This window comes from Burkholderia anthina (assembly GCF_001547525.1).
Lineage (GTDB): Bacteria > Pseudomonadota > Gammaproteobacteria > Burkholderiales > Burkholderiaceae > Burkholderia > Burkholderia semiarida.
Genome location: NZ_CM003768.1, coordinates 3,487,112 through 3,510,845, shown reverse-complemented (window position 1 = coordinate 3,510,845; position 23,734 = coordinate 3,487,112). Strand labels below are relative to the sequence as shown.

The 23,734-nt window shown below is 66.1% G+C and carries 24 protein-coding genes and 1 tRNA gene; 10 read left to right on the top strand and 15 right to left on the bottom strand.

Annotated features, from left to right (window positions below; all coding sequences use genetic code 11):
- The 9 genes from WS64_RS16075 to WS64_RS16035 form a co-directional block, all read right to left on the bottom strand.
- Nucleotides 1-480 (bottom strand): NuoB/complex I 20 kDa subunit family protein, encoded by a 480-nt coding sequence (locus tag WS64_RS16075; protein WP_006398799.1) that lies wholly within the window; start codon nt 478-480, stop codon nt 1-3.
- A 62-nt stretch (nt 481-542) separates the two neighbouring features.
- Nucleotides 543-902, bottom strand: a complete 360-nt coding sequence (locus tag WS64_RS16070; RefSeq protein WP_006398798.1) for an NADH-quinone oxidoreductase subunit A — start codon at nt 900-902, stop codon at nt 543-545.
- A 153-nt stretch (nt 903-1,055) separates the two neighbouring features.
- A tRNA-Leu gene (locus WS64_RS16065) sits at nt 1,056-1,140 on the bottom strand.
- 110 nt (nt 1,141-1,250) lie between these two features.
- Nucleotides 1,251-1,628 (bottom strand): preprotein translocase subunit SecG, encoded by a 378-nt coding sequence (gene secG, locus WS64_RS16060; protein WP_034201508.1) that lies wholly within the window; start codon nt 1,626-1,628, stop codon nt 1,251-1,253.
- A 72-nt stretch (nt 1,629-1,700) separates the two neighbouring features.
- The gene (gene tpiA, locus WS64_RS16055; RefSeq protein ID WP_060966854.1) at nt 1,701-2,456 is read right to left on the bottom strand and encodes a triose-phosphate isomerase; all 756 of its coding nucleotides are present in this window, start codon (nt 2,454-2,456) and stop codon (nt 1,701-1,703) included.
- Nucleotides 2,457-2,595: 139 nt separating this feature from the next.
- Nucleotides 2,596-3,615, bottom strand: a complete 1,020-nt coding sequence (locus WS64_RS16050) for an NAD(P)H-quinone oxidoreductase (protein ID WP_060966853.1) — start codon at nt 3,613-3,615, stop codon at nt 2,596-2,598.
- 144 nt (nt 3,616-3,759) lie between these two features.
- Nucleotides 3,760-5,907: a polyribonucleotide nucleotidyltransferase gene (gene pnp / locus WS64_RS16045; RefSeq protein WP_059583611.1), complete on the bottom strand. Its 2,148-nt coding sequence runs from the start codon at nt 5,905-5,907 to the stop codon at nt 3,760-3,762.
- A gap of 291 nt (nt 5,908-6,198) precedes the next feature.
- Complete coding sequence (gene rpsO, locus WS64_RS16040) at nt 6,199-6,468, bottom strand: 30S ribosomal protein S15 (RefSeq protein WP_006398792.1); 270 nt, start codon at nt 6,466-6,468, stop codon at nt 6,199-6,201.
- 107 nt (nt 6,469-6,575) lie between these two features.
- A complete protein-coding gene (locus tag WS64_RS16035) occupies nt 6,576-7,835 on the bottom strand; it encodes a branched-chain amino acid ABC transporter substrate-binding protein (RefSeq protein WP_060966852.1) in 1,260 nt (419 codons plus the stop codon).
- Nucleotides 7,836-8,001: 166 nt separating this feature from the next.
- On the opposite strand from WS64_RS16035, the gene WS64_RS16030 reads away from it, so the two are divergent.
- The 3 genes from WS64_RS16030 (at nt 8,002) to WS64_RS16020 (ending at nt 11,135) form a co-directional block, all read left to right on the top strand.
- Nucleotides 8,002-8,514, top strand: a complete 513-nt coding sequence (locus tag WS64_RS16030) for a hypothetical protein (protein WP_059583614.1) — start codon at nt 8,002-8,004, stop codon at nt 8,512-8,514.
- A gap of 382 nt (nt 8,515-8,896) precedes the next feature.
- A complete protein-coding gene (locus WS64_RS16025) occupies nt 8,897-9,544 on the top strand; it encodes a carbonic anhydrase (protein ID WP_059583616.1) in 648 nt (215 codons plus the stop codon).
- Between the two features lie 40 nt (nt 9,545-9,584).
- The gene (locus WS64_RS16020) at nt 9,585-11,135 is read left to right on the top strand and encodes a SulP family inorganic anion transporter (protein WP_059583618.1); all 1,551 of its coding nucleotides are present in this window, start codon (nt 9,585-9,587) and stop codon (nt 11,133-11,135) included.
- 74 nt (nt 11,136-11,209) lie between these two features.
- On the opposite strand, the gene WS64_RS16015 is transcribed toward WS64_RS16020, so the two are convergent.
- The 6 genes from WS64_RS16015 to WS64_RS15990 form a co-directional block, all read right to left on the bottom strand.
- Nucleotides 11,210-12,754: a 2-isopropylmalate synthase gene (locus tag WS64_RS16015; protein WP_034207975.1), complete on the bottom strand. Its 1,545-nt coding sequence runs from the start codon at nt 12,752-12,754 to the stop codon at nt 11,210-11,212.
- Between the two features lie 322 nt (nt 12,755-13,076).
- Nucleotides 13,077-13,949, bottom strand: a complete 873-nt coding sequence (pssA, locus tag WS64_RS16010; RefSeq protein ID WP_059583621.1) for a CDP-diacylglycerol--serine O-phosphatidyltransferase — start codon at nt 13,947-13,949, stop codon at nt 13,077-13,079.
- A 15-nt stretch (nt 13,950-13,964) separates the two neighbouring features.
- Nucleotides 13,965-14,609, bottom strand: coding sequence for a phosphatidylserine decarboxylase (locus WS64_RS16005; RefSeq protein WP_006491035.1), 645 nt, complete (start codon nt 14,607-14,609; stop codon nt 13,965-13,967).
- 127 nt (nt 14,610-14,736) lie between these two features.
- Nucleotides 14,737-15,753, bottom strand: a complete 1,017-nt coding sequence (gene ilvC, locus WS64_RS16000) for a ketol-acid reductoisomerase (protein WP_006478252.1) — start codon at nt 15,751-15,753, stop codon at nt 14,737-14,739.
- An 88-nt stretch (nt 15,754-15,841) separates the two neighbouring features.
- Nucleotides 15,842-16,333, bottom strand: a complete 492-nt coding sequence (gene ilvN, locus WS64_RS15995; protein ID WP_006398781.1) for an acetolactate synthase small subunit — start codon at nt 16,331-16,333, stop codon at nt 15,842-15,844.
- A 111-nt stretch (nt 16,334-16,444) separates the two neighbouring features.
- Entirely contained in the window at nt 16,445-18,208 is a 1,764-nt protein-coding gene (locus WS64_RS15990; protein WP_059583623.1) for an acetolactate synthase 3 catalytic subunit, read from the bottom strand.
- 355 nt (nt 18,209-18,563) lie between these two features.
- Between WS64_RS15990 and WS64_RS15985 the strand changes: the two genes are divergently transcribed.
- From WS64_RS15985 to WS64_RS15955, 7 genes are all read left to right on the top strand, one after another.
- Nucleotides 18,564-19,127 carry an RNA polymerase sigma factor gene (locus tag WS64_RS15985; RefSeq protein WP_059646583.1) on the top strand — a complete coding sequence of 188 codons (564 nt, stop codon included), beginning with the start codon at nt 18,564-18,566 and terminating at the stop codon, nt 19,125-19,127.
- Nucleotides 19,124-19,558 (top strand): DUF3619 family protein, encoded by a 435-nt coding sequence (locus WS64_RS15980; protein WP_060966851.1) that lies wholly within the window; start codon nt 19,124-19,126, stop codon nt 19,556-19,558. Before WS64_RS15985 ends, WS64_RS15980 begins: the two co-directional genes overlap by 4 nt.
- A 26-nt stretch (nt 19,559-19,584) precedes the next feature.
- Nucleotides 19,585-20,346 carry a DUF3106 domain-containing protein gene (locus WS64_RS15975; RefSeq protein WP_060966850.1) on the top strand — a complete coding sequence of 254 codons (762 nt, stop codon included), beginning with the start codon at nt 19,585-19,587 and terminating at the stop codon, nt 20,344-20,346.
- A gap of 6 nt (nt 20,347-20,352) precedes the next feature.
- The gene (locus WS64_RS15970; RefSeq protein ID WP_059583631.1) at nt 20,353-20,859 is read left to right on the top strand and encodes an RDD family protein; all 507 of its coding nucleotides are present in this window, start codon (nt 20,353-20,355) and stop codon (nt 20,857-20,859) included.
- 225 nt (nt 20,860-21,084) lie between these two features.
- Complete coding sequence (locus tag WS64_RS15965; RefSeq protein WP_060312086.1) at nt 21,085-22,023, top strand: UDP-2,3-diacylglucosamine diphosphatase; 939 nt, start codon at nt 21,085-21,087, stop codon at nt 22,021-22,023.
- A 28-nt stretch (nt 22,024-22,051) separates the two neighbouring features.
- Nucleotides 22,052-23,086: a glycosyltransferase family 4 protein gene (locus tag WS64_RS15960; RefSeq protein ID WP_059583634.1), complete on the top strand. Its 1,035-nt coding sequence runs from the start codon at nt 22,052-22,054 to the stop codon at nt 23,084-23,086.
- Complete coding sequence (locus WS64_RS15955; protein ID WP_059583636.1) at nt 23,083-23,619, top strand: diacylglycerol kinase; 537 nt, start codon at nt 23,083-23,085, stop codon at nt 23,617-23,619. Before WS64_RS15960 ends, WS64_RS15955 begins: the two co-directional genes overlap by 4 nt.
- The last annotated feature ends 115 nt before the right edge of the window (nt 23,620-23,734 follow it).

Genomic DNA, 23,734 nt, shown 5'->3' with positions numbered 1-23,734 from the left:
TTATTGACGGGCGATGGTATTGGTGCGGCGGATCTTCGCCTGCAACTGGATCACGCCGTAGACCAGCGCCTCGGCCGTGGGCGGGCAGCCCGGCACGTAGACGTCGACCGGCACGATCCGGTCGCAGCCGCGGACCACCGAGTACGAGTAGTGGTAATAACCACCGCCGTTCGCGCACGACCCCATCGAGATCACCCAGCGCGGCTCGGCCATCTGGTCGTACACGCGGCGCAGCGCGGGTGCCATCTTGTTGCACAGCGTGCCGGCGACGATCATCACGTCCGACTGACGCGGGCTCGGGCGGAACACGACGCCGAACCGGTCCAGATCGTAACGGGCCGCGCCCGCATGCATCATCTCGACGGCGCAACACGCGAGCCCGAACGTCATCGGCCACAGCGAGCCGGTACGCGTCCAGTTGATCAGCTTGTCAGCCGTCGTGGTGACAAACCCTTCCTTCAAGACCCCTTCGATACTCATTTGCTTTCCACTCCAGACGAGCGACCGAGCGCGGCCGCCCATGCAAACCGGCGATTAACCCATCACTCCCAGTCGAGCCCGCCTTTCTTCCAGATATAGGCAAAGCCCAGCAGGAATTCGAGCAGAAAAATCATCATTGCGATGAAACCCGGCCAGCCGATGTCCCGGAGCGCGACGCCCCACGGGAACAGGAATGCGGTTTCGAGATCGAAGATGATGAACAGGATGGCGACGAGGTAGTACCGGACGTCGAATTTCATCCGGGCGTCTTCAAAGGCTTCGAAGCCGCACTCGTACGGTGCGTTCTTCTCGACGTCCGGCTTGTTGGGACCAAGGAGCTTGCCGATGCTGACCAGCGCTATACCTAAACCAGTGCCCACGAGGAGGAACAACAAGACGGGGTAATAGGCTGCGAGGTTCAAGGCAATCCTCTATCGGTTGGTTCTGAGCGTCCGGAGAATACCACTTCCGGCGGAAGGAATCATTTCGGAGTACAGGCGATCGCAAGACAACCGCAAGCACACCCCAGAAATGAAAAATGCCAGCCACTAGAAGCGGCTGGCATTGAGTAACTTTGGTGCCGACGGCGAGACTCGAACTCGCACAGCTTTCGCCACTACCCCCTCAAGATAGCGTGTCTACCAATTTCACCACGTCGGCACTGCATGCAACTCGGGTTGTGCTGCTTGTTCCCGCGAATCGCTTCAAGAATTAAATTCTAACCCGAGTCCTGGATTTGTTCAACGCACAACCGCAAAAAAATTAACTTTTTATTTCGGGACATCCTGGCCCGGCGCGCTCGCGGCCGAACCGGCGGCGGCGGACGCCGCGACAGCCGGCGCCGATGCCGCAGGAGCCGAGGCCGGCGCGGTCACGGCCGTGCCGAGCACGCCCGCCGACGGCGTCGACTTGTACGAACCGAGGTAAGTCAGCGCGAGCGTCGCGACGAAGAAGATCGTCGCGAGAATGCCCGTCGTGCGCGACAGGAAGTTCGCCGAGCCCGTCGCGCCGAACAGGCTGCCCGACGCGCCGCTGCCGAAGGCAGCGCCCATGTCGGCACCCTTGCCGTGCTGCAGCAGCACGAGCCCAATCACACCGAGTGCCGACAGCACCTGCACCACAATAATCAGCGTCTTGAATAACAGCATCACACCCACCCGATTGGATCGGGCGACCGGACCGACCGGCCGCCGTCATGGTTCAATTCGATCCCGGACCGCTCAACGCGCGGCCCGGCAGATCGCCAGGAAATCTTCCGCCTTCAGCGACGCGCCGCCGATCAGGCCGCCGTCGATGTCCGGCTGCGCGAACAGTTCTTGCGCGTTGTCCGGCTTCACGCTGCCGCCGTACAGCACGGACACGTCCGCCGCACCCTTTGCCGCCAGGCGCGCACGCAGGAACGCATGCACGTCCTGCGCCTGCGCCGACGTCGCGCTCTTGCCCGTGCCGATCGCCCAGACCGGCTCGTACGCGACGACGATGCGAGCGGCCTCGTCAGCCGTCAGCACGGCCAGCACCGCGTCGAGCTGCGCACCGACGACCAGCTCGGTCGCACCCGCCTCACGCTCGTCGAGCGTCTCGCCGACGCACACGACCGGCGTGAGGCCGGCCGCGACTGCGCGCTGCGTCTTCGCCGCGACCGTCTCGTTGCTTTCGCCGTGATACGCGCGACGCTCCGAATGACCGACGATCGCATACTGCGCGCCGAACTCCGCCACCATCGCGGCCGCCACCTCACCGGTGAACGCGCCTTGCTCGTGCGCGGACACGTCCTGCGCACCGAACGCGACACGGCCACCGCCGAGCTGGGCCTGAACCTGCGCGAGATACGGGAACGGCACGCACACGCCGATCGACGTTTCAGCCGCCACCAAACCCGCACCCTGCACCACTTCGTTCAGCAGCGCCTGGTTGCCGGCCAGCCGGCCGTGCATCTTCCAGTTGCCGATCACTCGCTTTGTTCGTTGTTTCGACATCGTGTCTGTCTCGTCACTATCTTGTCATTAACGTGCCGGAACCCGGCCGTCAGGTTGGATCTGGCGAAGCAAACCCGCGATTTTACTGCGCGCGGCTTGAACCGGTCAAACCGCGCATGTCAAGCCCGCCGCGCGGGCGTCACGCGTTCGCGCCCCAATCAAGCACGATCTTGCCGATGTGCTCGCCGCTCTCCATCAGCGCATGCGCCTGTGCGGCCTCGCCGGCCGGCAGCACACGATAGATCACGGGCTTGATGCGACCGTCGGCCAGCAGCGGCCACACGCGCGCCTTCAACTGCGCGGCGATGCGCGCCTTGAACTCGACCGGACGCGGGCGCAGCGTCGAGCCCGTCACCGTCAGTCGGCGGCGCAGGATCTCGTTGAGGTTGACCTCGGCCTTCGCACCGCCGAGCAGCGCGATCAGCACGAGACGGCCGCCGTCCGCGAGCGCGGACAACTCGCGCGGCACGTACGCGCCCGCCACCATGTCGAGGATCACGTCGACGCCGCGATCGTGCGTCAGCGACTTCACGACTTCGACGAAGTCTTCGGTCTTGTAGTCGATCGCGCGCTCGGCGCCGAGCGCCTCGCACGCACGGCACTTGTCGGCGGTGCCGGCCGTCGCGAACACGCGAAAGCCGAGCGCATGCGCGATCTGGATCGCCGTCACGCCGATGCCGCTCGAGCCGCCCTGCACGAGCAGCGTCTCCTGCTGGCCGCCCTCGCCCGCGCCGAGCCGCGCACGGTCGAACACGTTGCTCCACACGGTGAAGAACGTCTCGGGCAGCGACGCGGCCTCGATATCGGTGAGGCCGTCCGGCACCGGCAGACACTGCGGCAGCGGCGCGACCGCATATTCGGCATAGCCGCCACCCGCGAGCAGCGCGCACACGCGATCGCCGAGCTTCAGGCCGAACGGGTTCAGTGCCGCATCGGACACATCGCCGCCGACGATCTCGCCCGCGACCTCGAGGCCCGGCAGATCCGACGCACCCGGCGGCGGCGCATAGGCGCCCTTGCGCTGGAACACGTCGGGCCGGTTCACGCCGGAAGCCGCCACCTTGATCAGCATCTCGCCGCGTTTCGGCTCGGGGCGCGGACGCTCCGCGAGCTTCAGCACGTCGGGCGCGCCGAATTCGGTGATTTCGATGGCTTTCATGGTGAGAATCGCTCCAGGATCGGAATCGGATGGCACGCGCGCACGACGCGGGCGCCTCGCCGGCGCTGCTGCGCCGCGCAACGATGCTACAGAAAAAACGGCCGGCACGCTTTCGCACTGCCGGCCGTTGATCCGCCTGTCCGCTTACTGCTGCGGCGGCGTATCCGACTGCGCTGCCGCCGCTGCTTCATTCAGCAGCGCCTTGGCCGACAGACGCACGCGACCCTTCTCGTCCGTCTGGATCACCTTGACCTTCACCTGCTGACCTTCCTTCAGGTAGTCGTTGATGTCCTTCACGCGCTCGTTGACGATTTCCGAGATGTGCAGCAGGCCGTCCTTGCCGGGCAGCAGGTTCACGATCGCACCGAAATCGAGCAGCTTGAGCACCGTGCCTTCGTACACCTGGCCGACTTCGATCTCGGCCGTGATTTGCTCGATGCGCTTCTTCGCTTCGGCCATGCCTTCGCTGCTCGTGCTCGCGATCGTCACGACGCCGTCGTCCGAGATGTCGATGGTCGTGCCCGTTTCTTCCGTCAGCGCGCGGATCACCGAACCGCCCTTGCCGATCACGTCGCGGATCTTTTCCGGGTTGATCTTGATCGTGATCATGCGCGGCGCGAATTCCGACAGTTGCGTGTTCGCACCCGACACCGCCGACGTCATCTTGCCGAGGATGTGCAGGCGGCCTTCCTTCGCCTGTGCGAGCGCGACCTGCATGATTTCCTTCGTGATGCCCTGGATCTTGATGTCCATCTGCAGCGCCGTCACGCCTTGCTCCGTGCCGGCCACCTTGAAGTCCATGTCGCCGAGGTGATCTTCGTCGCCGAGGATGTCGGTCAGCACCGCGAACTTGTTGCCTTCGAGGATCAGGCCCATCGCGATACCGGCGACGTGCGCCTTCATCGGCACGCCGGCGTCCATCAGCGCGAGGCAGCCGCCGCACACCGACGCCATCGACGACGAACCGTTCGATTCGGTGATTTCCGACACGACGCGGATCGAGTAGCCGAATTCGTCGGCGCTCGGCAGGCACTTGACCAGCGCGCGTTTCGCGAGGCGGCCGTGGCCGATTTCGCGGCGCTTCGGCGAGCCGACGCGGCCCGTTTCGCCGGTCGCGAACGGGGGCATGTTGTAGTGGAGCATGAAGCGCTCGCGGTATTCGCCTTCGAGCGCGTCGATGATCTGCTCGTCACCCTTCGTGCCGAGCGTCGCGACGACCAGCGCCTGCGTTTCGCCGCGCGTGAACAGCGCCGAGCCGTGGGTGCGCGGCAGCACGCCGGTGCGGATCTCGATCGGGCGCACGGTGCGCGTGTCGCGACCGTCGATGCGCGGCTCGCCGTTCAGGATCTGCGAACGGACGATCTTCGCTTCGATGTCGAACAGGATATTGCCGACCGTGGCCTTGTCGGCCGCGACCGTGCCGGCCGCCAGCGCGTCTTCCTCGAGCTTCGCCGAGGTCGCCGCGTAGACTTCCTTCAGTTTCGCCGAGCGCGCCTGCTTGTCGCGGAGCTGGTAAGCGGCGAGCAGATCGTTCTGCGCGAGCTCGGTCACGCGCGCGATCAGCGCCTCGTTCTTCGGCGCCGGCTGCCAGTCCCACTCGGGCTTGCCGCCATCGCGCACCAGTTCGTGGATCGCGTCGATCGCGACCTGCATCTGCTCGTGGCCGAACACCACGGCGCCCAGCATCACTTCTTCCGACAACTGATCGGCTTCCGACTCGACCATCAGCACGGCGCGCTCCGTACCCGCGACGACGAGGTCGAGGCTCGATGCCTTGAGCTGGTCACGCGTCGGGTTCAGCACGTACGCGTTGTCGATGTACGCCACGCGCGCGGCACCGACCGGGCCGTTGAACGGCAGGCCCGACACGGCGAGCGCGGCCGATGCGCCGATCAGCGCGGGGATGTCCGCCGGGATTTCCGGGTTCACGGACAGCACGTGGATCACGACCTGGACTTCGTTATAGAAGCCTTCCGGGAACAGCGGGCGCAGCGGGCGGTCGATCAGGCGCGACGTCAGCGTCTCGTGCTCCGACGGACGGCCTTCGCGACGGAAGAAGCCGCCCGGGATCTTGCCAGCCGAGTAGGTCTTCTCGAGGTAGTCGACGGTCAGCGGGAAGAAATCCTGGCCCGGCTTCGCCGACTTCGCGCCGACGACGGTTGCCAGCACGACGGTATCCTCGACGTCGACGATCACGGCGCCGCTTGCCTGGCGAGCGACTTCACCGGTTTCGAGGCGCACCTTGTGCTGGCCCCACTGGAATTCCTTCACGACCTTGTTGAACATGGACATGGTTGCTCCTTTGTATTCATGCATTTCATTCGCCGCGCCGGTGACCCCCGCGCGGCGGCGTCCCGACCGAATCACCCGGAGCAAGGTGTGTTTTTTATGCCATTCCAGCGCGGCGCTCACGCAGCGACGCGCTGGAATGACACAAATCCTGCCCCGGTATCGGTCGTGGCGGCGGCCCCGCACGAACGTGCCGGACAGCCTGCGATGCGTGTGACGCTACGCACCGCGCAAAAACAAAATGCCTGTATCAGCGGACTGACACAGGCATCTTGCTGGCGGCAATCGCCTCGATTACTTACGCAGACCCAGCTTCTCGATCAGTGCGCGGTAACGATCGGCATCCTTGCCCTTGAGGTAGTCGAGCAGCTTGCGGCGGCGGCTCACCATGCGCAGCAGGCCGCGGCGGCTGTGGTGATCCTTCGCGTGGGTCTTGAAGTGACCCGTCAGTTCGACGATACGTGCGGTCAGCAGTGCGACCTGGACTTCGGGCGACCCCGTGTCGTTGGTACCGCGGGCGAACTGAGCAACGACTTCCGACTTCTTGATATCTGCAACAGACATGTGATTTCCTTTCTAACTGAACAGGCGGACACGGAAGAATGGCCGTGCCGTGACTTACAACCGGCGCGCATTGTAGCACAACTCGGTGCCGTTCTTGCCGCCTCCCGTCACGGGCGCGTCATCGAGCACGTCGACGGCATCTCCGTGCGCTGCGCCGGCACCGCCAGGACCGTCCGGAAGCCATAGCCCGATCCCTCGTTGTCGAAGCGCACGCCCGGCGTGCCGACCTTGTCCATTTCCATCACGTAAAGGGGCTGGATCAGTTGGTGATCCTGCGCGCGCATCCGCGACGCGTGAAAGCCGTCGTCGAACGGCAGGCCCTCGAGCGCACGCGCGACCGCGACGGGGTCGGCCGAACCCGCGCGGGTCATCGCGGCGGCCAGCATCTCGATCATCTGGCTCATCCGCCGCACCGGATAGTCGTCCTGCGCGGCCGGGAAACGGGTGCGGAACGCGCGGTAGAACGCGTCGGATCTGGCGCCGCCGGCGTTCGGATGCCAGTCGGCCACCGCCACGACGCGGCCGACACCCGCGTCGCCCAGCGCCGCCGGCGCGCCGAGGCTGTTGCCGTAGAACGTATAGAACTTCGCGTTCAGCCCCTGTTCGCGCGCCGCCTTCACGAGCAGCGTGAGGTCGTTGCCCCAGTTGCCGGTCACGACGGCGTCCGCGCCGCTCGCCCGGATCTTCGCGATATACGGCGAGAAATCCTTGATCCGGCCGATCGGGTGGAATTCGTCGCCGGCGATCGTCACGTCCGGGCGCCGCGCGGCCAGCGCCTGCCGCGCGAGGGTGCTGACGTCATGGCCGAAGCTGTAGTCCTGGTTCAGCTGATAGACCTTGTGCAGCGCGCGATCGCGCGCCATCACGTCCGCGAGCGCGGCCATTCGCATGCCGGCGTGCGCATCGAAACGGAAATGCCAGAAACTGCAGCGCGCGCCGGTCAGCGCCGGATCGTCCGCCGAGTAGTTCAGGAACAGCATCCGGTTGTCCGGATCGCGCGCGTTCAGCTTGTCGAGCGCCGCGACGAGCGCGGCGGCGACGGCCGAGCTGTTGCCCTGCGCGACGAAGCCGATATGCCGATCGGCCGCCGCGCGCAACTGCACGAGCGCCTCTTCCGGGCTGCCCTTGCTGTCGAGCACGGCGAGTTCGAGCGGGTGCGCGCCGTCGCGCAGTTTCACGCCGCCCGCCGCATTGACCTGCTCGACGCCGAAGCGCAGGTTGCGCTCGACCGCCGCGCCCGCGTTCGCGAACGGGCCCGACATCCCTTCGATCAGCGCGATCCGCACCGGCTCGCCGCCGGCGGACGCGGACGACGCCAGCACCCACCCCGCGCTCCACGCGAGCGCCCACCGCTTCCATCCCTGCATCGGCCACCTGCCCTTCAATCTGCCCGAGAAGCGCGGATCATAGGCCGGTGCGCCGGCCGCCCGCAAGCGCGGCGGGCCCGATCCGCATCGATTTTTTCCTGCCGATGCGCGATCGCGCGCCGTCCGTGATAAAAACGGGACCTGTTTCCGTGTTCTGGAGAATCCGATGCGCATTCGCATTCCCGCGCGCCTGCCGGTGCTCGCCGCCTGCGCCGCCGCGCTGCTGGCCGGTTGCGCGCAACCGTGGCAGCAATACCAGGCCGGCCAGGACGAGTCGGCGATCGTCGCGCGCATGGGCCCGCCGCGCGAGATCTACGACCTGCCTGGCGGCGGCAAGCGCCTGATGTGGCCGACCCAGCCGATGGGCGAGATCACGATCGCGGCCGACGTCGATGCCGCCCACCGGATCGTCAACGTGCGCCAGGTGCTGCAGCCGAGCGAGTTCTATCGCGCGGAGATCGGCAAGTGGACGAAGACCGACGTCCTCGTCAATTTCGGACGCCCGGTCGAGACCTCCTACTTCCCGCTGATGAAGCGCGAGGTATGGACGTACCGGTATCTCGAGGACAACGTCTGGTACATGATGTACAGCTTCTACTTCGATCCGCAGGGCATCCTGCGCACCACGCAGAAAACGCCGGACCCGCTGCACGATCCCGATCGCCGCACCCTGTTCTGACCGATTGCGCATCGACACGCAATTGTCGCAATGGCCATTCACGAATGATTGCCGAATGGCCATTTCATTTTTTCCGCTGCCTTATTTAATTGCAGGAATAAGACGGAAAACTTTTCCGATCGTTAATATTCCGATGGCAATACGCTGAACGCCCCGTCATGCGGGCGCTTGAGCCTAAATAGGCATAGCTAGTGCATGTCATGCGTCGCACTGGTGCAGGCGATGCACTACGCCCAATCAATTTGAAACAATTTGTTTCAACCCACCCCGAGTGCTAGGGCATACCCCTAATATCAGTCGAAATCGAACCTTTCAATTTAGAAAGAATGCGGCTGCGCCATTTCGCTCGATATTTATTTGCCTTGATCAAAAAGGAGTCCTCATGAACCGCCCCAAGAGCATGCTGGTTGCCAACATTGCTTGGGCCCGCGAGACGCGCGAACACACGCCCGGCTTCTTCGACGCGCTCGCACGCGGCCAGAATCCGCGCGTACTGTGGATCGGCTGCGCCGACAGCCGCGTGCCGGCCGAGACCATCACGCACTGCGCGCCCGGCGAGCTGTTCGTTCATCGCAACATCGCGAACCTGTTCCACCCCGACGACGACAATTCCGCCAGCGTGCTCGAGTACGCGGTGCGGGTGTTGAAGGTCGACCACGTGATCGTGTGCGGGCACTACGGGTGCGGCGGCGTGCGCGCATCGCTGCTGCCGCCGCCCGCCGACCTGCCGCACGTCGCGCGCCGCATCGCGCCGCTCTGCGCGCTCGCGCGGCGCCATCGCGATACGCTCGACGGGCTCGACGACATGGCTGCCGCCGATCGCCTCGCCGAGCTGAACGTGCTCGAACAGGTGCGGCTGCTGCGTGCGTCGCCGATCGTGCGCGGGCGCGAACGGCCGCCGCTCGTGCACGGCTGGATCTTTTCGCTCGCCGACGGCCACCTGAAGGAACTCGATTCCGGCTATGCGCCATCGCCGGCCGAAGCCGAAGCCGAGCCCGAGCCTGCCGCGACCGCCGTCGCGCTCGGTTGACCCGCGCCCTGCCCTCCATGTCAACGAAATCACCCCAATCATGAAACTGAACGAGCGCCTGTCCACCCTGCCGCGCGACATCGTCGCCGGCATCGTCGTTTTTCTCGTCGCGCTGCCGCTCTGCCTCGGCATCGCCAACGCCTCCGGCGTCGAACCGTTCGCCGGGCTCGTATCGGGCATCGTCGGCGGCATCGTCGTCGCGCTGTTGAGCGGCTCGTCCCTGTCCGTCAGCGGGCCGGCCGCCGGCCTCGTCGTGATCGTCGTCGAAGGGATCGCGCAGCTCGGCAGCTTCTCCGCGTTCCTGCTCGCGGTGCTGCTGTCCGGCGTGCTGCAGTTCGGGTTCGGCATGCTGCGCGCCGGCCGCTTCGCCGCCTACGTCCCGTCGCCCGTCATCAAGGGCATGCTCGCCGCGATCGGCCTGCTGCTGATCGTGAAGCAGCTTCCGTTCGCATTCGGCATCGGCGGCCCGGCCGCGCAATCGTTTGCGAACTGGCTGCATTTGCCGACCGCATGGGCCGCCACGGCGATCGCACTCGTGTCGCTGGCGCTGCTGATCGCGTGGGACACGCCGGCGCTCAAGCGCTTCGCGTGGGTACGCTCGGTACCCGCGCCGCTCGCGGTCGTCGTGCTCGGCATCGGCGCGACGCTCGTGCTCGGCATGGTCGCTCCGGCAGCCGCACCGGGCGCCGCCCATCGCGTCACGCTGCCCGAGTTCGACTCGTTTGCGGCGCTCGCGGCATCGCTCAAGCATGCTGAACTCGGCCCGAACTTCGCGCAACTGCTCAATCCGGACGTATGGCGCGTGGCGATCACGCTTGCGGTCGTCGCGAGCCTCGAGACGCTGCTGTGTCTCGAGGCGGTCGAACAGATCGATCCGAAGCGACGTCCGACGCAGCCCGATCGCGAGCTGAAGGCACAGGGCGTCGGCAACCTTGTCGCGGGCGCCGTCGGCGGCCTGCCGATCACGTCGGTGATCGTGCGTAGTTCGGCCAACGTCAACGCCGGCGCGCAAAGCCGGATGTCCGCGATCGTGCACGGGATCCTGCTGCTCGCGAGCGTGTTTGCGCTCACCGGCCTGATCAACCTGATCCCGCTCGCGAGCCTGGCCGCGATCCTGATCCACACCGGCATGAAGCTCGCGAAACCGGCGCTGTTCCGCTCGGTCATGAAGCAAGGCCCGGCCGCGTTCGCGCCGTTCGCGGCGACGATCGTCGGCGTGCTGGCGGTCGACCTGCTGTTCGGCATCGCGCTCGGCCTCGCGTGCAGCGTGCTGGCCGTCGCCGTCGCGAACCTGAAGAGCCCCGTCACGCTCGCGCAGCACGACGACCACTTCCTGCTGTCGTTCCGCAAGGACGTGTCGTTTCTGGGCAAGGTGCAGGTCAAGCACCACCTGCGACACATTCCGGACCGGGCGGCCGTGATCATCGACGCAACCCGCGCCGACTACATCGACCACGACGTGCTCGAGCTGCTCGACGCGTTCGTCGCCGATGCGCCGCGGCGCGGGATCGCGGTCGAGTTCCGCCGGCGCAACCCCGCGCCGCGCGCGGCCGCCCGCCGCTGGCTGTTCCGCGCGCCGGCCGCCGAATGAGCGGCCAATGAAAACAAACGCCCCGGCGGCGCAGGGCCGCACGGGGCGTTTCGAGGCTGCGTCCTGCGCGGCGCTTACGAGCGCTGCGGATTGACCTTGTCGTCCTTCGAGTGCAGCTTGTTCAGCGCGGAAATGTACGCCTTCGCGGACGCGGCGACGATATCCGGATCGGTGCCGACGCCGTTGACGATCCGCCCGCTCTTCGACAGCCGAACCGTCACTTCGCCCTGCGCCTGCGTGCCGGTCGTGATCGCGTTCACCGAGTACAGCAGCAGCTCGGAGCCGCTGCCGACTTCACCTTCGATCGCATTGAACGTCGCATCGACCGGGCCGTTGCCGCGCGCCTCGCCGGTCACTTCCTTGCCCTCGACCGCGAACACGACCTTCGCCTGCGGCTGCTCGCCCGTTTCCGAACGCTGCGACAGCGACACGAACTTGAAGTGCTCCTGCTCCTGCGCGAGCGCCGATTCCTCGGACACGATCGCGATGATGTCCTCGTCGAAGATCTCCGCCTTGCGGTCGGCCAGATCCTTGAAGCGCATGAACGCGGCATTCAGTTCGGCTTCGCTGTCGAGCGATACGCCGAGCTCCTGCAGCCGCTGCTTGAACGCGTTGCGGCCCGACAGCTTGCCGAGCACGATCTTGTTCGCGGTCCAGCCCACGTCTTCCGCGCGCATGATCTCGTAGGTGTCGCGCGCCTTCAGCACGCCGTCCTGGTGAATGCCCGACGCGTGCGCGAACGCGTTCGCGCCGACCACCGCCTTGTTCGGCTGCACGACGAAGCCGGTGATCTGCGACACGAGCTTCGACGTCGGCACGATCTGCGACGTGTCGATGCCGACGTCGAGACCGAAGTAGTCCTTGCGGGTCTTCACGGCCATCACGATTTCTTCGAGCGACGTGTTGCCCGCGCGCTCGCCCAGACCGTTGATCGTGCATTCGACCTGACGCGCGCCGCCGATCTTCACGCCGGCGAGCGAGTTCGCGACCGCCATCCCGAGGTCGTTATGGCAGTGCACCGAGAAGATCGCCTTGTCCGAGTTCGGAATGCGTTCGCGCAGCGTCTTCACGAGGTTGCCGTAGAGCTCCGGCACGCCGTAGCCGACCGTGTCGGCGATATTGATCGTCGTCGCACCTTCGGCGATCACGGCTTCCAGCACGCGGCACAGGAAATCCATGTCCGAGCGGCTGCCGTCTTCCGGCGAGAACTCGACGTTGTCGGTGAACTTGCGCGCGAAACGCACGGCGAGGCGCGCCTGCTCGAACACTTGATCCGGCGTCATCCGCAGCTTCTTCTCCATGTGCAGCGGCGACGTCGCGATGAACGTGTGGATCCGGAAGCTGTTGGCGGGCTTCAGCGCGTCGGCCGCGCGCTGGATGTCCTTGTCGTTGGCGCGCGCCAGCGAGCAGATCGTGCTGTCCTTCACGAGCCCGGCGATCGTGTGGATCGCGTCGAAATCGCCGTTCGAGCTCGCGGCGAAGCCGGCCTCGATCACGTCGACCTTCATCCGCTCGAGGTGCTTCGCGATGCGGATTTTCTCTTCTTTCGTCATCGACGCGCCGGGCGATTGCTCGCCGTCACGCAACGTCGTATCGAAAATGATCAGCTTGTCTGTCATGGGGGGCTCCAGGGCTCTTTTATACGGAAGTCAAACGTAACGAGATCGCGCCACCGCTGGCGACGCTCAACAACAGACGAGGCTTGACGGAGGGCGAGAACGGTCAGCGCGGCAGGCGCGCCGAAGCTAGCGCGCGTAGCGGCGCACCGGCTAGAAGGAGGGAGAGGCGGGGAAATACAGTCATGCCAAAGACTATAGCGACATTCCGTTGACCGCGCAATCGGACGGCACCCGGGAATCGGCGCGGCCGGCCCGAAAAAAAGGGGCAAATGAAAACGGCGGCCCCCGAGGCCGCCGTTTCCGGGCAGATCGCGTGTCGGCGTCAGTGCTCGCGCTGCGATGAGCGCGCCGGGTTCGCCCGCCCGCGCACGGCCATGTAGGCCCAGAACACGTAGCCGGACAGCCCGTACAGCACGAACAGGCAGAACAGCATCAGCGGCGGATCGGACGACACGAGCACGAACGCGACGACGACCAGCAGGATCGCCGCGAACGGCACGCGATGGCGCACGTCGAGCGCCTTGCCGCTGTAGAACGGCGCGTTCGACACCATCGTCACGCCCGCGTAGATCGTCAGCACGAACGCGACCCACGGCAGCCAGCCGAGCTTCATCGGCACGCGGTTGTCTGTCGCGAGCCACACGAACCCCGCGATCAGCGCGGCCGCGGCCGGGCTCGGCAGCCCCTGGAAGAAGCGCTTGTCGACCACGCCGATGTTCGTGTTGAAGCGCGCAAGGCGCAGCGCGGCGCCCGAGCAATAGACGAACGCGGCGAGCCAGCCCCATCGGCCGAGATCCTTCAGCACCCACTCGTACATCACGAGCGCGGGCGCGACGCCGAACGACACCATGTCCGACAGGCTGTCGAACTGCTCGCCGAACGCGCTCTGCGTATGCGTCATGCGCGCGACGCGCCCGTCCATCCCGTCGAGCACCATCGCGACGAAAATCGCGATCGCGGCGATCTCGAAGCGCACGTTCATTGCCTGCACGACCGCGAAGAAGCCGCAGAACAGCGCGGCGGTCGTGAATGCATTCGGCAGCAGGTAGATGCCGCGCGTCTTCAGGAACCGCTGGCGCGCGGCGCGGCGGCTCTCGATGGGCGCCGAATCCGGCGCCATCACCTTGTTGCGGCGGAACGGGCGTGGCGTCTGGCCGGCGCCGTTGCGCGGCCGACGCGGTTTGAATGCGGCCATCGTGCGCCCCGCCGGTTACTGTTCGAGCTCGGCGAGGATCGTCGACGACGCGTAGACCTTCTCGCCGATCGACACCTTCGCGCGGCTGCCGAGCGGCAGGTACACGTCGACGCGCGAACCGAAGCGGATGAACCCGTAGCGCTGGCCGCGCGACAGCGGCTCGCCGGCACGGACGTAGCAGAGAATCCGGCGGGCGATCAGGCCGGCGATCTGCACCGAGGTGACCGTCTTGCCGCTCGCCGTCTGGATCACGACCGCATTGCGCTCGTTCTCGGTCGACGCCTTGTCGATCGCCGCGTTCAGGAACGCGCCCGGGAAGTACTCGACCTTGCTGATCGCGCCATCGACCGGCGAACGCTGCGAATGAACATTGAAGACATTCATGAACACGCTGATCTTCAGCGCTTCGCGGTTCGCGTACGGATCCTGCGCGGTCTCGACCGCGACGATGCGGCCGTCCGCCGGACACAGCACCGCGTTCGGCTGCGCCGGGATCGGGCGCTGCGGATCGCGGAAGAACTGGACGACGAAGACGAGCAGCAGCCAGAACGGCCACGCGAAGCCGAAGCCCCCGACGGCATGGATCAACAGCGCGATGACGGCTGCAATCGCGATGAACGGCCAGCCTTCGCGCGCGATGATCGGATGAGGATAGTTCATGGATTCGTTCTGTGTTCGGTGAATTGCAAAGCACGTAGCATAGCAAAAGCCGCCCGGGGCACTGCTGCCTTCGGACGGCTTTTTGATGCCGACCCTCCATTCGAAGGGCCGGAACGGCACGGCGCGCTTAGTTCTTCGTCTGGTCGACGAGCTTGTTCTTCGCGATCCACGGCATCATCGCGCGCAGCTTCGCACCGACCTGCTCGATCTGGTGCTCGGCCGTGAGGCGGCGGCGCGACTGCAGCGTCGGGGCGCCCGCCTTGTTCTCGAGAATGAAGCTCTTCGCGTACTCGCCCGTCTGGATGTCGGTCAGGCACTGCTTCATCGCCTTCTTCGTCTCTTCCGTGACGACGCGCGGGCCCGTCACGTACTCGCCGTATTCGGCGTTGTTCGAGATCGAGTAGTTCATGTTCGCGATGCCGCCTTCGTAGATCAGGTCGACGATCAGCTTCAGTTCGTGCAGGCACTCGAAGTACGCCATTTCGGGCGCGTAGCCGGCTTCGACCAGCGTCTCGAAACCGGCCTTGATCAGCTCGACGGTACCGCCGCACAGCACGGCCTGCTCGCCGAACAGGTCGGTTTCGGTTTCTTCACGGAAGTTCGTCTCGATGATGCCGGCACGGCCGCCGCCGTTCGCCGCCGCATACGACAGCGCGATGTCGCGCGCCGCGCCCGACTTGTTCTGCGCCACCGCGATCAGGTGCGGCACGCCGCCACCTTGCGAGTACGTGCCGCGCACGGTGTGGCCCGGCGCCTTCGGCGCGATCATGATCACGTCGAGGTCGGCGCGCGGGATCACCTGGCCGTAGTGGACGTTGAAGCCGTGCGCGAACGCGAGCGCCGCGCCCTGCTTGATGTTCGCGTGCACTTCCTTCGCGTACACGTCGGCGATCTGCTCGTCCGGCAGCAGCATCATGACGACGTCCGCGCCCTTCACCGCTTCGGCGACTTCCTTGACCGACAGGCCGGCGTTCTCGGCCTTGCTCCACGACGCGCCGCCCTTGCGCAGGCCGACCGTCACGTTCACGCCGCTGTCCTTCAGGTTCAGCGCGTGTGCATGGCCTTGCGAGCCGTAGCCGATGATCGTGACTTGCTTGCCCTTGATGAGGGAGAGGTCGGCGTCTTTGTCGTAGAAAACGTTCATGATGGTTCCTTCGCTAATTCAAAAATTCAACAATTCGTTCGGATGGAGTACTGCGGGCCGGGACATGACGGCGCACCCGGCGTCGGCATCACACCTTCAGGATGCGCTCGCCGCGCCCGATGCCTGAGCTGCCGGTGCGCACGGTCTCGAGGATCGCGCCCGCGTCCAGCCCCTGGATGAATGCGTCGAGCTTGTCGCTCGCGCCCGTCAATTCGATCGTGTAGGTCTTCTCGGTCACGTCGATGATGCGGCCGCGGAAAATATCCGACATCCGCTTCATTTCTTCGCGCTCCTTGCCCACTGCACGTACCTTGATCAGCATCAGCTCGCGTTCGATGTGTGCACCGTCGGTCAGGTCCACCACTTTCACCACCTCGATCAGGCGGTTCAGATGCTTCGTGATCTGTTCGATCACGTCGTCGGAGCCGATGGAAACGATGGTGAGCCGCGACAGCGATTGGTCTTCGGTCGGCGCCACCGTCAAGGTTTCAATGTTGTAGCCGCGTGCGGAAAACAGGCCGACCACGCGCGACAGCGCGCCCGGTTCGTTCTCCAGCAGGACGGAAATGATGTGTCTCATGTTCGCTTCTTCCAGAATGTGCCGTGTCGATTCACTCGCGCCGCGCGCCGCCGCGTGCCGCACCGCCCTTCGTGAAGGCGGCCGCATCGGGCCTGAGCGCGCGTCGCGCCGTTACAGATCTTCCGATCCGAGCAGCATCTCGGTGATGCCCTTGCCGGCCTGTACCATCGGCCAGACGTTTTCGGTCGGATCGGTCTGGAAGTCGAGAAACACGGTGCGGTCCTTCAGGCGCAGCGCTTCCTTCAGCGCCGGCTCCACATCCGAAGTCTTTTCGATCCGCATGCCGACGTGGCCGTACGCTTCGGCGAGCTTCACGAAATCGGGCAGCGCATCCATGTACGAATGCGAATAGCGCTTGCTGTATTCGATCTGCTGCCACTGGCGGACCATGCCGAGATAGCGGTTGTTCAGCGAAATGATCTTCACGGGCGTGTCGTACTGCAGGCAGGTCGACAGTTCCTGGATGCACATCTGGATCGAGCCTTCGCCCGTGATGCACAGCACGTCGTCGTCCGGATGGGCCATCTTCACGCCCATCGCCGCCGGCAGGCCGAAGCCCATCGTGCCGAGGCCGCCGGAGTTGATCCAGCGACGCGGCTTGTTGAAACGGTAGAACTGCGCGGCCCACATCTGGTGCTGGCCGACGTCCGAGCACACGAACGCATTGCCGTCCGTCAGCTCCCACGCCTTCTCGACCACGTACTGCGGCTTGATGATCTCGCTTTCGCGGTCGTACTTCAGGCAGTCCTTCGCGCGCCAGCCCTCGATGTCCTTCCACCATTGCGCGAGCGCCTCGGTGTCGGGGCCGTGCTCGGCCGTCTGCAGTTGCTCGATCAGTTCCTTCAGCACTTCCTTCACGTCGCCGACGATCGGGATGTCGACCTTCACGCGCTTCGAGATCGACGACGGGTCGATGTCGATGTGAATGATCTTGCGCGGGCGCGACGCGAAGTGCGCCGGGTCGCCGATCACGCGGTCGTCGAAGCGGGCGCCGATCGCGATCAGCACGTCGCAGTGCTGCATCGCCATGTTCGCTTCGTAGGTGCCGTGCATGCCGAGCATGCCGAGGAATTTCCTGTCCGACGCGCGATAGCCGCCGAGGCCCATCAGCGTGTTCGTGACCGGGTAGCCGAGCAGGTCCGCGAACTGGTTCAGCTCACGCGACGCGTCGGCGAGGATGATGCCGCCACCCGTGTAGATGTACGGACGCTTGGCCGACAGCAGCAGCGACACGGCCTTGCGGATCTGGCCCGAATGGCCCTTCGTGACGGGGTTGTACGAACGCAGCGACACACTCTTGATCGGCTCGTACTGGCACGGCGTCTTCGAGATGTCCTTCGGGATGTCGATCAGCACGGGGCCCGGACGGCCGGTGCGGGCGATATAGAACGCCTTCTTGACGGTTTCCGCGAGGTCGCGCACGTCCTTCACGAGGAAGTTGTGCTTCACGCACGGACGCGTGATGCCCACGGTGTCGCATTCCTGGAAGGCATCCTGGCCGATCGCGGCCGTCGGCACCTGGCCGCTGATCACGACCATCGGGATCGAATCCATGTAGGCCGTCGCGATGCCGGTCACCGCGTTGGTGACACCGGGGCCCGACGTCACGAGACAGACGCCGACATTGCCGGTGGAGCGCGCATACGCATCGGCTGCGTGCACGGCCGCCTGTTCATGGCGCACCAGCACGTGCTGAATCTTGTCCTGCTTGTACAGCTCGTCGTAGATATAGAGAACCGAGCCGCCGGGGTAGCCCCAGATGAATTCGACGTTTTCGTCGGCCAGTGCCTTCATGAGCACGGTGCCGCCGATGGAGTCGCTATCGGGAGGGGAAAGGGGTTCCGACGTGGAGAATTCCGCGCTGGGCATGTTCATTTCGACCTTTCGAATTTTCGGCAAAAAATTGATCGGGTGCTCTCTGCCGGGCTTGTGGCTCGGGTTCAAGCGGCGCGTCCAGTTTGAAGGGCGGGCTTCTTGGGCCAGCCTCAAATGAGACCATCACTTCATGTTGCGAATCGCTGACGATAGCGGGTCGTGATTGGCTCGTCAAGAAAAATATCCCGCAGCGCATCATGCGCGCCGCCCGGCGCCCGGCCGGCGCGGTTCGCGCGCAACGTGCGGCGCCCGATCCGGTGCCAAGCCGCATGAAAATTTGATAGCATCCGCGGGTTTTACGAAATTTTTCGACCTTTTTCACCACGCAGCGGGCCGCAGCGCATACCTTCACGGAATGGCATCAGACAAGGAACTCGCCGACTTTCTGGCGGGCGTCGAAAGGCGCGCGTTCAAGCAGGCCGCGTACGCCGTGCGTGACGACGATGCATCGCTCGACATCGTGCAGGACGCGATGATCAAGCTCGCGGAAAAGTACGGCGACCGGCCGTCGGCCGAGCTGCCGCTGCTCTTTCAGCGGATCCTGCAGAACGCGATCCACGACTGGTTCCGGCGGCAGAAGGTCCGCAACACGTGGGTCACGCTGTTCTCGTCGCTGAACAGCACCGACGACGAAGACTTCGACCCGCTCGAAACGCTCGAATCCGCGGACGACAACGCGGGCGTCGAGAGCAGCGAGCACCGCCTCGAACGAGAGCAGGTTCTGGCCCTGATCGACGAAGAAATCCAGAAGCTTCCGGCGCGTCAACGGGAAGCGTTCCTGATGCGTTATTGGGAAGATATGGATGTCGCCGAGACTGCCGCCGCAATGGGGTGCTCCGAGGGCAGCGTCAAGACGCACTGCTCGCGGGCCACTCACACGCTGGCGCAAGCGCTCAAGGCCAAAGGAATCACGCTATGAGCTCCGCAAACCGAGAACACGAATTCGCGCTGAAGGTGCGCCGCGCGCTGGACGAGCGCGCGGCCGCGCTGCCTGCCGCGACCACCGATCGGCTGGCCGTCGTCCGCCGGGCGGCGCTCGCGCGCAAGAAGCCCGAAGCCGCGAGCGCGCCGGTGTTCGTGCCGGCCTTCGCCGGCGCGGCCGGCGCCTACGGCTCGACGCCCGCGAACCGCCCGCCGGCCGGCCGCCCGTCCGCGTCGCTCGCCCGTCGCCTGCTGCGCGCATGGCCGCTCGCGCTGCTGCTCGCGGGGCTCGTCGGCATCGCGTACTGGGAAGACATGCAGCGCACCGCCGAGCTCGCCGACATCGACGCGGCGATGCTCAGCGACGACCTGCCGCTCAACGCGTATCTCGACCACGGGTTCAACGCGTATCTGTCGCGCGCTCACTGACAGACAATAACGAGGGGATCGCACGGGTGAGTCAGAAGCGCGGCCTGGCCGTATTTTTCGGATGCGTGATCGCGATCGCCGTTTCCTACGTCGCCACGTATCCCCGATTCCACCCGGCCCCGGCGACGGCGCCCGTCGCGACCACCAGCCCCGCCGCGCCGGCGTCGGCCGCGACCGGGCTGACCACCGACCTCCCCCCGCTGCCCCTGCCGCTGCCGGCCGCCGCCGGCCCGCTGTCGTGGGCGCGCCTCACGCCCGCCCAGCACGCGGCCCTCGCCCCCTTCGCCGACCAGTGGGACGGCTTCAGCGACGCCCGCAAACGAAAATGGCTGAAGATCGCATCCCGTTTCGCGAAGTTGTCGCCGGATGACCAGAAGCGCCTGCAGGAACGGATGACCGAATGGGCGAAGATGACGCCCGAGCAACGCCGCGTCGCGCGCGAGAACTACCAGAGCGCGAAGGAGTTGTCGGCGCAGGCGCGCGAGCGCGCGTGGAAGGCCTACCAGCAGCTCCCCGAGGAGCAGAAGCAACGGCTGGCCGCCGCCGAGCGCCGCCGCCGGCCGAGCGTCGTCAGCGCGCCGCCGACCGTCGCCGACCGCGACGTCCGCCGCCTCGTCAATGCGCACGAACATCCGGCCAGCGGCGCGGCCGCCGCCCCGGCGCCCGCCTCGGCCAGCGCGGCCGCGCTGCCGGCGCCTGCATCGTCGACGGCCGGCGCCGCATCCGCACCGCCTGCCGTGGCGCCCGTGTCGCCGGCCGACGCGCCGTCGCTGTTCAAGGGCTCCTGAGCGGCCGTGGCGAAGGTCCGCGCGCCCGAGCCCCCGGCCGCCGCGCCGTCCGTACGGCGGCGCCTCGCCGCGCTGCTCTACGAAGGCGTGCTGCTGTTCGGCGTCGTATTCTTCGCCGGGCTCGCGTTCAGCCTCGCGACGCAGCAACGCAACGGCCTCGTCCATCACAACCTGCTTGCCGCGTGGATCGCGCTCGTCGTCGGCGCGTATTTCGTGTGGTTCTGGACGCACGGCGGCCAGACGCTGCCGATGAAAACCTGGCGGCTGCGGCTCGAATCGTCGAGCGGCCGGCCCCTGAGCGCCGGCCACGCGCTCGTCCGCTACGTGCTCGGCTGGCTGTGGTTCCTGCCGCCGCTCGCGCTGCACCCGCTCCTCGGCCTGTCGGTACCCGTCACGCTCGCGCTCACCGCCGCGTGGATCGTCGTGTGGGCCGGCGCCGCGCGGCTGCACGCTGGCCGCCAGTTCCCGCACGACCGCATCGCCCGCACACGCGTCGTCGCCCTGCCGCGCTGACGCGCCGCATTCGGCAGACGAAGCCGTTCGTCCGGCGCCGCTTCATCCAGCCGGGCTGGCCTGACCGGACAAGCGTCAGCCGTTCAGTGCGGCAGATTACGCAACGTCCGTTCATTCACGGCTAAACACCCTTCGACGGTCGTAATAAGAACGTCTCGTGACTGTCACGGCACAGTCACGCCCGCATGGCGGAATGCCGGTAATGTCAACCGGCGCGAGTCATGCATGGGCCAGAAAACGTCCGCGACCTCACTGTTTCGCCACCCCATCGGCGCCCGCGCCGCCACTGCGTTCCTGTCCGGCACGGGGGCAACCGACGGCGTGGCGTCCCAAAAGCCGCCCGTCGCGCACACAACGCAACACGAGGATCCCGAGCCGTCCGCCCACCGCTACCGCACCATCTGGCTGTCCGACATCCACCTCGGCTCGAGCGGCTGCCAGGCGCCCTACCTGCTGGATTTCTTGCGTCACAACGATTCGGAATACCTGTACCTCGTCGGCGACATCATCGACGGCTGGCAGTTGAAGAAAGGCTGGTACTGGCCGCAGGCGCACAACGACGTCGTGCAGAAGATCCTGCGCAAGGCGCGCAAGGGCACGCAAGTCGTCTACATCCCCGGCAACCACGACGAAGGCGCGCGGCAGTTCTGCGATCTCGCGTTCGGCGACATCCAGGTGCGCGGCGAGGCGTTCCACACGACGCTCGCGGGCAAACGTTTGTGGATCGTGCACGGCGACCTGTTCGACGGCGTGATCCAGCACGCGAAATGGCTCGCCTACCTCGGCGACACGCTCTACACGCTGATCCTCGTGCTGAACCGCTGGTTCAACCGGATCCGCAGCCGGCTCGGCTTCCAGTACTGGTCGCTGTCGCAGTACCTGAAGCACCAGGTCAAGAACGCGGTCAACTTCATCTCGCAGTTCGAGACCGTGATGACCGACGAGGCGCGCCGCCGCGGCTGCGACGGCGTCGTGTGCGGCCATATCCACAAGGCGGAGATCCGCGACATCGACGGCGTGCTGTACTGCAACGACGGCGACTGGGTCGAAAGCCTGTCCGCGCTCGTCGAAACGATGGAAGGCGAACTGAAGATCGTCTACTGGACGGTGATGCGCACCGCGCCGTCGGAAGCCACGTCGCGCAAGGCCAAGGCCGCTGCCTGACACAACCCAACTTACAGGACATGCCGCGATGAAGATCATGATCGTCACCGACGCGTGGGAACCGCAGGTCAACGGCGTCGTGCGCACGCTGAAGAGCACGTCGCGCGAACTCACGGCGCTCGGCCACCGCGTCGAACTGCTCACGCCGCTGGAATTCCGCACGGTGCCCTGCCCGACCTACCCCGAGATCCGCCTGTCGATCCTGCCGTACCGCAAGCTGCGCGCACGGATCGATGCGTTCGCACCCGACGCGCTGCACATCGCGACCGAAGGCCCGCTCGGCCTCGCCGCACGGCGCTATGCGCGCGCCCGCAAGCTGCCGTATACGACCGCGTACCACACGCGCTTTCCGGAATACGTGCAGGCGCGCTTCGGCATTCCGCTCGCCGCGACCTACCGCTTCCTGCACTGGTTCCACGGCCCGTCGCTCGCGGTGATGGCGCCGACACCGGTCGTCAAGCAGGACCTCGAGAAATTCGGCTTCACGAACGTGGTGCTGTGGACCCGCGGCGTCGATCTCGACATCTTCCGGCCGATGGAGTCGAAGGTGCTCAATACCGCGCGGCCGATCTTCCTGTACGTGGGCCGCGTCGCGATCGAGAAGAACGTCGAGGCGTTCCTGCGCCTCGACCTGCCCGGCTCGAAGTGGGTCGCGGGCGAAGGCCCCGCGCTCGCGGAGCTCAAGTCGCGCTACCCGGAAGCGAACTATCTCGGCGTGCTGTCACAGACGGAGCTCGCGAAGGTGTATGCTGCGGCCGACGTGTTCGTGTTTCCGAGTCGCACCGACACGTTCGGCCTCGTGCTGCTCGAAGCCCTCGCCTGCGGCACGCCGGTGGCCGCGTATCCCGTCACGGGCCCGATCGACGTGCTCGGCGAAGGCCATGCCGGCGCGATGCACGAGGACCTGCAGGAAGCCTGCCTCGAGGCGCTGAAGATCGAACGCACGACTGCGCGCGCGTGGGCCGAACGCTTCTCGTGGCGCGCGGCATCCGAGCAGTTCGCGTCGCATCTGAAGCCGCTGCCGAAGACCGCGTACTCGCCAGCCGAAGGTGCCGCCGTTTGAAACGAGACCTGAACGACAAGATTCCGCCCCCCGCCGCGACGCCGCCACGGCACCGCCCGTTCGACGAGGAAGAGCCGCACGCCGACGCCGACGCGCACACGCACGAGCCGCTCGGCCCCGACGATCGGCTCGCGCCGCTGCCGCCGAACCCGTACAAGCGCCACCGCGGCATCACGCGCGCGTGGTTCGCGCTCAAGCATTCGCTGAACGGCTTTCGCGTCGCGATCCGCGAGGAGAGCGCGTTTCGCCAGGAGCTCACGCTCGCCGCGCTGATGCTGCCGATCGGCGCGTTCGCGCCGGTGCCGGCCGCGTCGCGCGCGCTGCTGATCGGCTCGGTGCTGCTGGTGCTGATCGTCGAGCTGCTGAACTCGAGCGTCGAAGCCGCGATCGACCGCATCTCGCTCGAGCGTCACGAACTCTCGAAGCGCGCGAAGGACCTCGGCAGCGCGGCCGTGACGGTCGCGCTGTTCGCATGCGTGACGACCTGGGGCTTCGTGCTCGGACCGGTCGTCGCACGCTGGCTCGGCTTCTAGCAACCGGCGGGCCTCTTTCCCGCCGCCCGCGTGCGGCGCTGCACCATGCGCCGCGCGGCGGCCGCGCTCACGAAATGCCCCGATGGGGCGAAACCCCGGTTTATAATCGTCGGCC

Excerpts from the sequence above, each read along its gene's own strand:
- WS64_RS16030 (WP_059583614.1), top strand. The coding sequence starts at position 8,002 with ATGCGCATTCGCATTCCCGCGCGCCTGCCGGTGCTCGCCGCCTGCGCC.
- WS64_RS16005 (WP_006491035.1), bottom strand. The coding sequence starts at position 14,609 with ATGAACTATCCTCATCCGATCATCGCGCGCGAAGGCTGGCCGTTCATC.
- WS64_RS16050 (WP_060966853.1), bottom strand. The coding sequence starts at position 3,615 with ATGAAAGCCATCGAAATCACCGAATTCGGCGCGCCCGACGTGCTGAAG.
- WS64_RS16035 (WP_060966852.1), bottom strand. The coding sequence starts at position 7,835 with ATGCAGGGATGGAAGCGGTGGGCGCTCGCGTGGAGCGCGGGGTGGGTG.
- ilvN (WP_006398781.1), bottom strand. The coding sequence starts at position 16,333 with ATGAGACACATCATTTCCGTCCTGCTGGAGAACGAACCGGGCGCGCTG.
- WS64_RS15985 (WP_059646583.1), top strand. The coding sequence starts at position 18,564 with ATGGCATCAGACAAGGAACTCGCCGACTTTCTGGCGGGCGTCGAAAGG.
- pssA (WP_059583621.1), bottom strand. The coding sequence starts at position 13,949 with ATGGCCGCATTCAAACCGCGTCGGCCGCGCAACGGCGCCGGCCAGACG.
- rpsO (WP_006398792.1), bottom strand. The coding sequence starts at position 6,468 with ATGTCTGTTGCAGATATCAAGAAGTCGGAAGTCGTTGCTCAGTTCGCC.
- WS64_RS15980 (WP_060966851.1), top strand. The coding sequence starts at position 19,124 with ATGAGCTCCGCAAACCGAGAACACGAATTCGCGCTGAAGGTGCGCCGC.
- WS64_RS15990 (WP_059583623.1), bottom strand. The coding sequence starts at position 18,208 with ATGAACATGCCCAGCGCGGAATTCTCCACGTCGGAACCCCTTTCCCCT.
- WS64_RS16075 (WP_006398799.1), bottom strand. The coding sequence starts at position 480 with ATGAGTATCGAAGGGGTCTTGAAGGAAGGGTTTGTCACCACGACGGCT.
- secG (WP_034201508.1), bottom strand. The coding sequence starts at position 1,628 with ATGCTGTTATTCAAGACGCTGATTATTGTGGTGCAGGTGCTGTCGGCA.
- WS64_RS15960 (WP_059583634.1), top strand. The coding sequence starts at position 22,052 with ATGAAGATCATGATCGTCACCGACGCGTGGGAACCGCAGGTCAACGGC.
- tpiA (WP_060966854.1), bottom strand. The coding sequence starts at position 2,456 with ATGTCGAAACAACGAACAAAGCGAGTGATCGGCAACTGGAAGATGCAC.
- pnp (WP_059583611.1), bottom strand. The coding sequence starts at position 5,907 with ATGTCCATGTTCAACAAGGTCGTGAAGGAATTCCAGTGGGGCCAGCAC.
- WS64_RS15965 (WP_060312086.1), top strand. The coding sequence starts at position 21,085 with ATGGGCCAGAAAACGTCCGCGACCTCACTGTTTCGCCACCCCATCGGC.
- WS64_RS16025 (WP_059583616.1), top strand. The coding sequence starts at position 8,897 with ATGAACCGCCCCAAGAGCATGCTGGTTGCCAACATTGCTTGGGCCCGC.
- WS64_RS16020 (WP_059583618.1), top strand. The coding sequence starts at position 9,585 with ATGAAACTGAACGAGCGCCTGTCCACCCTGCCGCGCGACATCGTCGCC.
- WS64_RS16015 (WP_034207975.1), bottom strand. The coding sequence starts at position 12,754 with ATGACAGACAAGCTGATCATTTTCGATACGACGTTGCGTGACGGCGAG.
- ilvC (WP_006478252.1), bottom strand. The coding sequence starts at position 15,753 with ATGAACGTTTTCTACGACAAAGACGCCGACCTCTCCCTCATCAAGGGC.